At 70.6% G+C, this 5,689-nt stretch carries 5 protein-coding genes; all 5 read left to right on the top strand.

What is annotated here, in order from left to right:
• Nucleotides 1-311 precede the first annotated feature (311 nt).
• The 5 genes from EHS43_RS35580 (at nucleotide 312) to EHS43_RS35560 (ending at nucleotide 5,445) form a co-directional block, all read left to right on the top strand.
• Nucleotides 312-1,265 carry a sensor histidine kinase gene (locus EHS43_RS35580; protein ID WP_125194755.1) on the top strand — a complete coding sequence of 318 codons (954 nt, stop codon included), beginning with the start codon at nucleotides 312-314 and terminating at the stop codon, nucleotides 1,263-1,265.
• Nucleotides 1,262-1,927 (top strand): response regulator transcription factor, encoded by a 666-nt coding sequence (locus EHS43_RS35575; protein WP_125194754.1) that lies wholly within the window; start codon nucleotides 1,262-1,264, stop codon nucleotides 1,925-1,927. The genes EHS43_RS35580 and EHS43_RS35575 overlap by 4 nt, the downstream gene beginning before the upstream one ends.
• A gap of 45 nt (nucleotides 1,928-1,972) precedes the next feature.
• Nucleotides 1,973-2,419, top strand: a complete 447-nt coding sequence (locus EHS43_RS35570; protein ID WP_125194753.1) for a hypothetical protein — start codon at nucleotides 1,973-1,975, stop codon at nucleotides 2,417-2,419.
• A 98-nt stretch (nucleotides 2,420-2,517) separates the two neighbouring features.
• Nucleotides 2,518-4,764, top strand: coding sequence for a protein translocase subunit SecD (secD, locus tag EHS43_RS35565; RefSeq protein WP_125194752.1), 2,247 nt, complete (start codon nucleotides 2,518-2,520; stop codon nucleotides 4,762-4,764).
• 144 nt (nucleotides 4,765-4,908) lie between these two features.
• Complete coding sequence (locus tag EHS43_RS35560) at nucleotides 4,909-5,445, top strand: AAA family ATPase (RefSeq protein ID WP_125194751.1); 537 nt, start codon at nucleotides 4,909-4,911, stop codon at nucleotides 5,443-5,445.
• Nucleotides 5,446-5,689 lie beyond the last annotated feature (244 nt).

The raw sequence follows: 5,689 nt of genomic DNA, 5'->3' as shown, positions 1-5,689 counted from the left end.
GCCCGGGGGAGCGGTGGGGGTCGGGTCATGCCTCCACCGTGGCGGCATCGCGGGGCAAAACCCATCGGGCGCGATACCCATCTGTGGCGCGGCCCGGCACCCACCGCCGGGTGGGCAGGCCGGCCGAGGGAAATGGGCATTGGAGCCCATCGACGGCACGGCATCGGGCGGGCAACCTGGACAGCAGGCCGGTCGGGGACCAGTCGACGCAGCTCATGCCCGGGATGCGAGGTGGCCGACAGGAGAGGCAGAGCCATGTCTCACGAAGGGTGGAGGCAGAGCCGTGTCTCATGAGGAAAGGCGTCGTCCCGATGTCCCTGTTCTGGCGGATCTTCGCGCTCAACGCGCTCGTGCTGGCAACCGCCACCGCGCTGCTGCTGTGGGCGCCGGTGACCGTCTCCGTGCCGGTGGTGCTGACCGAGGCGGTCATTCTCGTGGCCGGCCTGGTGGTCATGCTCGTCGCCAACGCGGCCCTGCTGCGCATCGGCCTGGCCCCGCTGGACCGGCTCACGCGCCTGATGGCCACCGTCGATCTGCTGCGCCCCGGGCAGCGCCTGCCGGAAGGCGGCCGCGGTGAGACCGCCGAACTGATCCGCACGTTCAACGCCATGCTCGAACGCCTTGAGCACGAGCGGGCCTCCAGCAGTGCCCGCGCCCTGTTCGCGCAGGAGGCCGAGCGCCGTCGTATCGCCCAGGAACTGCACGACGAGGTGGGCCAGAGCATGACAGCGATCCTGCTGGCCCTGGAACGGGCCGCCGACGAGGCGCAGGAGCCCCTGCGCGGCGAACTGCGCCAGGCGCAGGAGATCACCCGGGGAAGCCTGGACGAAGTACGGCGTCTCGTACGACGGCTGCGGCCCGGTGTGCTCGAGGACCTCGGCCTGGTCAGCGCCCTGACCTCGCTGACCAGCGACTTCGCCACCCATGTGGGGCTGCGTGTGGTGCGCCGCTTCGAGGCCGGCCTGCCCGTGCTGGATCAGCAGACGGAGCTGGTGCTGTACCGCGTCGCCCAGGAGGCTCTGACCAACGCGGCCCGTCATGCCGAGGCGAGCCGGGTCGAGGTGGGCCTGCACCACACCGAGGAGGCGGTGGTGCTGTCCGTGGCCGACGACGGCCGCGGCACCGGAGCCGCCCCGGAAGGGGCCGGGATGCGCGGAATGCGTGAGCGGGCCCTGCTGATCGGGGCCACCCTTGATGTCATCTCGCAGCCGCAGGCCGGTACGACCCTCCGGCTGACCGTGCCCCTCCCCAGGAAGCAGCCATGACCACGCCCCACCCCTCCGTGATCCGCATCCTCCTCGCCGACGATCATGCGTTGGTACGTCGCGGAGTGCGGCTCATCCTCGACCGGGAGCCGGATCTCGAGGTCGTCGCCGAGGCCGGGGACGGCGCGGAGGCCGTCGAGCTGGTCCGTACCCACGACATCGACCTGGCGGTGATGGACATCGCCATGCCCCGGATGACCGGTCTTCAGGCCACCCGGGAGCTCCTCGCGCTGAAGCCGGGAGTACGGGTGCTGATGCTGACGATGCACGACAACGAGCAGTACTTCTTCCAGGCGTTGAAGGCCGGTGCCGGCGGATACGTGCTGAAGTCCGTGGCCGACCGCGACCTGGTGGCGGCGTGCAGGGCCGCCATGCGGGACGAACCGTTCCTGTACCCGGGCGCGGTCACGGCGCTGATCCGCAATTACCTCGACCGGGTCCGCCACGGCGAGGAGCCGCCCGAGCAGGTGCTCACCGCGCGCGAGGAGGAGGTCCTCAAGCTCGTGGCCGAGGGGCACTCCTCCAAGGAGATCGCCGAGATGCTGTTCATCAGCATCAAGACCGTCCATCGCCACCGGGAGAACCTCCTGCACAAGCTCGGCCTGCGGGACCGGCTGGAACTCACGCGCTACGCGATCCGCGCCGGCCTCATCGAGGCCTGAGCGGACCGGCCGCCACAGACAGAGGAGAGGGAGGGGGGAGGGGAGATGGCCGGTTCCGTGGACGCCCGTGTGCGCGTACGACGGTCTCGGACGGCAGCGGTGTGGGCCGTCCTGCTCACTGTCGTCCTTGCCCTGCCCGGTTCATCTGTCCTCAGTGGCGAGCGCTTCCTCGCAGGCGGTGGCCCGGTGCTCGCGGCGGTGGCACAGCACGGGGAGCCTCACCAGAACAGCGGGGCCAGCGGGGACGGGGCGGACAGCGGGCACCGGGCGGACGGCGTGGATCCGGGCGTTGGCGCGGTCGTGGTGCGCAGCCACGGGGACGCCGCCGCTGAGCGGCACGCACCCTTCGCCTCCGTCCAGGATTCCCCGCCGGCCGCGCGTACCGGCCTGGGCCCCGAGCAGCCCCCGCTCGCGACGGGCGGGCCGCCGGTGTCGGACCTCCCGGCACACCGCCACGGAATCCGAGCACCACCTGAAGCCTCCGGCATCTGACTGACCCCTCTCCCTGTCGTTCCTTTCACTTCGTTGTTCCTTTCTCTTCCCGGCCGCAGCCACCGTGGCGGCCGCGGTGTGCCTGCCGGAGGCCCGTTGTGACCCGATCCGCGCGTATCAGAGGGCTGATCGCCCTCGCTGCCGTCGCGCTGTCCCTGTACGTCGCCCTCACCGTGCCCGTCCACCTCGGACTCGATCTGCGGGGCGGCACCCAGATCGTGCTGGAAACCCGCCCCACCACCGACACCGGAACCGCACCCGATGACGACAGCGACAGCGAGGCGACGGACCGCACGGTGGAGGTGCTGCGCGGCCGTATCGACGCGCTCGGCGTCGCCGAACCCACCATCGCGCGGTCCGGCAGCGACCGGATCGTCGTCGAACTGCCCGGCGTGCAGGACCCCAGGAAGGCAGCCGACGTGCTGGGCCGCACCGCCCAGCTCACCTTCCACGAGGTTCTCGGCACCGCGTCCGGTGCCGACGACCTGTCCGCCCCGCTGCCCAAACGGCCCCGGGAGCAGGTGCTTCCCGACGAGTCCGGCCGGCACCTGCGTCTGGGGGCGGCCGCACTGACCGGCAAGGACGTCGAGAAGGCCGCTGCCCTCTTCGACCAGCAGGGCGGCGGCTGGCACGTCGCCGTCGACTTCGAGAAGACGGGGGAGAGGGGCTGGGCCCGCCTGACCGGTGAGGCAGCCTGCCACGCGGCCGGTGACCCGGCCCGCCGGGTCGCCATCGTCCTCGACGACAAAGTCATCTCCTCGCCCCAGGTCGACCCGTCCGTGGCCTGCGGATCCGGGATCGCCGGCGGCTCCACCCGGATCACCGGAAGCTTCGGCGACAGCGAGGCCAAGGAACTGGCGCTGCTCATCAACGGCGGGGCGCTGCCGGTGCCGGTCGAGACCGTCGAGCAACGCACGGTCGGCCCCACCCTGGGCGCCGAAGCCATCACCGCCAGCGCCTGGGCCGCCGTCCTCGGCACGACGGTGACCGGACTGTTCATCATCGCCGTCTACCGCATCCTGGGTGCCCTCGCCGCCGTGGCACTGTTCTGCTACGGCCTCGTCTCCTACGCGGCTCTCGCGGCCCTCGGCGCCACTCTCACCCTGCCCGGTCTCGCCGGTTTCGTGCTGGCCATCGGCATGGCGGTCGACGCCAACGTGCTCGTCTTCGAACGTGCCCGGGAGGAGTACGCCGTGCGGGACCGGCCCACTGCGCGATCGGCTCTTGCCGCCGGATTCCGCGGGGCCTTCAGTGCCGTGGCCGACTCCAACATCACCACGTTGATCGCCGCCGGACTGCTGTTCTTCCTCGCCTCCGGACCCGTGCGGGGATTCGGCGTGACGCTGGGCATCGGCGTGCTGGCCTCCATGCTGAGCGCTCTGGTCATCACCCGGGCTCTGGCCGACCTTGCCGTCGCCCGGCCCGCTCTGCGCCGCCGCCCCCGACTGACCGGCATCGCCCACACCGGGGTCGTGCGCGAGCGTCTCAGCCGGACCAGCCCGAACCTGATGCGCCAGCCGCGCCGCTGGCTTGCCGCCTCGGCCGCCGTCCTGGTCCTGGCCGCCTCCGGTATCGCCGTACGCGGCCTCGACCTCGGCGTCGAGTTCACCGGCGGCCGCCTCATCGCCTACAGCACGACCACCCCCGTCGACGCCGACCGGGCGCGTAGCGCACTCGCCGACGCCGGTTTCCCCCGGGCCGTCGTCCAGACCTCCGGGGATAGCCAACTCACTGTACGCACCGCCCACTTGACCAACACCCAAGCGGCGGAAGTCACCGCCACGGTCACCGACGTGGCACCCGGAGCGCAGAAGGTCCGCGACGAATCGATCGGACCCAGCCTCGGCAAGGAACTGCGCCAGGGCGCCCTCATCGCCCTCGCCGTGGCCCTCGCTGCCCAACTCGTCTATCTCACGGCACGTTTCCGCTGGCTGCTGGGCACTTCCGCGGTCGCCGCCCTCGCACACGACGTCGTGATCCTCGTGGGCGTCTTCGCCTGGCTCGGCAAGCCCGTCGACGGCGTTTTCCTGGCCGCGCTGCTGACCGTCATCGGCTACTCGGTCAACGACTCCGTCGTCGTCTTCGACCGGATCAGGGAACTGACCCGCAGCACCAAGGGAAAGCCCTTCGCCGGCATCGCCAACCAGGCTCTCCTCCAGACCCTGCCCCGCACCGTGAACACCGGTATGGGCGCCGCGTTCATCCTCACCGCACTGGCCGTGCTCGGCGGCGACTCCCTGACCGACTTCGCCCTCGCCCTGCTCATCGGGTGCACGGTGGGGACGTACTCCTCGATGTTCACGGCCACACCCCTGGCCATCGAACTGGACAAACGCCGTACGTAGCGGGGCGGGGCTGGCGAATCTCAGGCAAGCTCGCAGCCTGGCCCGCAGCCGCAATCCGTGGTGGGCAGGGCCCGCTGGATCCGCCGGTGAGCGGCGCCCACCGAACCGCGACTTCCTGCGAGGGAGCATGTCTACGCTGGCGGTGTGACGTTGGTGTGGGTGACGGGCAACTCCGGGACTGGCAAATCCACGGTCTGCGGGGTGTTGCGAGAACGTGGTTACGTCGCGCTCGACGGCGACGAGGACGGCTTCTGCCGCTGGATCGACCGAGCCAACGGCGAGGAAGTGACGGATCCTCCGTATCCGGTTCCCGGGGGCTGGCTCGATCGACACGGGTGGGCGATCGTCCGCGAGCGCGTTGAGGACCTCGTCGAGGAGTCTCGTTTCCGCATCACGTTCTTGTGCGGGTCAGCGGAGAACGAGGCAGACGTCCGCGATCTTTTCGACCTCGTCGTGTGCCTGGTGATCGACGAGGCCACTCTCCGCCATCGGCTCGCGACCCGTACCACCAACGCTTTCGGTCAACATCCCGAAGAGCTCGCAGCGGCTCTGAAGTGGAATCCTCGGATGCGAGCGATCTACGAGAGCCATGGCGCGACGATCATCGACGCGTCCAAGCCGGTGACCGAGGTGGTGGACAGCCTGATCGACGCAGTGCGGGAGCTGAGAGACGGTGCGTAAGTACCTGTCTGTTCCACCCTTCAGGCTGGGTCTCGACCAGGATGCCGGCCGGGGCGGGCGCGAGGTCGACCAGGAGCCCGCACAGAACGCGGGCTCCTGGGACATGGGAGATCCGCACCCGGCCCCGGCCGTCGGTGAATCGATCACTCCGCCGTTGGACGCGGCGAGACCGTGCTGCCGGCCGGGGGAGTGAGGGCGACCTGTGGTTGGCCCGCGGCAGGGGGCGGCGGGGTGAGGTCATGGG

This window comes from Streptomyces sp. RP5T (assembly GCF_003933965.1).
In the GTDB taxonomy this organism is placed as follows: domain Bacteria; phylum Actinomycetota; class Actinomycetes; order Streptomycetales; family Streptomycetaceae; genus Streptomyces.
Note: the sequence above shows the minus strand (reverse complement) of the source record. Positions and strands in the feature narration are given on the sequence as shown.

Bases quoted from the DNA above. Each gene is read 5' to 3' on its own strand.
- EHS43_RS35580 (WP_125194755.1), top strand. From the start codon at position 312: ATGTCCCTGTTCTGGCGGATCTTCGCGCTCAACGCGCTCGTGCTGGCA.
- EHS43_RS35575 (WP_125194754.1), top strand. From the start codon at position 1,262: ATGACCACGCCCCACCCCTCCGTGATCCGCATCCTCCTCGCCGACGAT.
- EHS43_RS35570 (WP_125194753.1), top strand. From the start codon at position 1,973: ATGGCCGGTTCCGTGGACGCCCGTGTGCGCGTACGACGGTCTCGGACG.